Here is a 1,159-nt window from a genome sequence, read left to right as displayed (position 1 = left end):
AGCTTGACTGCTTCCTCTTTGAATTCCTTATCATATTTGCGCATCGTAAACACCTTCCTGTATTTCTTATTCTATCACTTTTGGGTGTTTACTCTCTGCACTTCTATGATATCCCTCCACTTCCATTTTCCACCATAGGCACTACCACCACCCTTAAAAGTGTCACCGCCGATCAGGTATGGCTCTATTGTATCACCATTTTGACTTGATGTACTACCAATTTTGAACGTGTCCAGATCTTCTTTTCGAAAGCCCCGCTCATAGCTCATATATTTCCAGGAACTGCGTTCATAGTCCACGTACACAATATTTCCCTGCATCTCGGGGAACGGTGTGTTGTAGCAGATGATCTTCTCCGGCTCGATGCGGCGCAGCATCTCATTGTAACCAGCCATGAACCAGTCCTTCTGATCCTGTCGGTTATCGTGTTCGGATGCCATGTAGGTGGAGACCGCCACCACACTGCCTTTTTCAATTCCCTCAAAACAGAAATCGAAGGTGGATTCGTCGCCCCAGTTGACAGTCGGGATCACGCGAATTCCCTTGGATGCCCAGTAGGCTCCGCACCAGCGGTTGAGGAACACATTGTATAACTGCATCACCGGAGCCATTTCCAGATACATACTGAAATCCGGCGACAGCACCGCCCGGTAACGGGCCAGCTTTTCAATATCACTGTCCGGGTTCTTCCAGACCCGCTCGAAATGGTAGTCATACAGGAAGAAATGTACCATCCGGTCAAGGTGGTTCTGATCCTCCAAATGCGTTTTATCAAATCCGATGAGTAGAAGATCGTTAAAATCACCTGCTCTTTCCTGAAATTTAGGGATAACAGGAATTTGCAGTTTCCCTCTGCCGGGAAATTGATTGCGAAGCAGGGCCTGTCTGGTGCGGTAATTGTAGTTTTCTTCTGTCATAATTGCCCTCCTATTTACAGTAAGGAACAAGTCCTTCTACAGGCAGGGTGGTAGTGTCAAGGATTTTGCGCAAATTGGTTTGCAGGCTCTGGAATGAATGAAGTCAGCCAGCAATGGAGGCGTCCTCAACGGCAGCCTCCAGGTGCTTCATGTTCATGTACTTTTTGTTGCCCCACTGGGTGCCGGCCACATGGCGCAGGCGGGCACAGACCAGCATGAGGGCGGAGTTACCATCCGGGAAA

General features: G+C 48.7%; 1 protein-coding gene and 1 pseudogene. Both read right to left on the bottom strand.

Going from position 1 to position 1,159, the window contains the following annotated elements; genetic code table 11:
- Nucleotides 1-74 precede the first annotated feature (74 nt).
- Complete coding sequence (locus H8S57_RS16805; RefSeq protein WP_186909087.1) at nt 75-917, bottom strand: DUF4417 domain-containing protein; 843 nt, start codon at nt 915-917, stop codon at nt 75-77.
- 103 nt (nt 918-1,020) lie between these two features.
- Nucleotides 1,021-1,159, bottom strand: a pseudogene (locus H8S57_RS16800) (IS256 family transposase); the annotation flags it as partial.

The organism is Lawsonibacter hominis (genome assembly GCF_014287895.1).
Taxonomy (GTDB): domain Bacteria; phylum Bacillota; class Clostridia; order Oscillospirales; family Oscillospiraceae; genus Lawsonibacter_A; species Lawsonibacter_A hominis.
Note: the sequence above shows the minus strand (reverse complement) of the source record. Positions and strands in the feature narration are given on the sequence as shown.

Bases quoted from the DNA above. Each gene is read 5' to 3' on its own strand.
- H8S57_RS16805 (WP_186909087.1), bottom strand. From the start codon at position 917: ATGACAGAAGAAAACTACAATTACCGCACCAGACAGGCCCTGCTTCGC.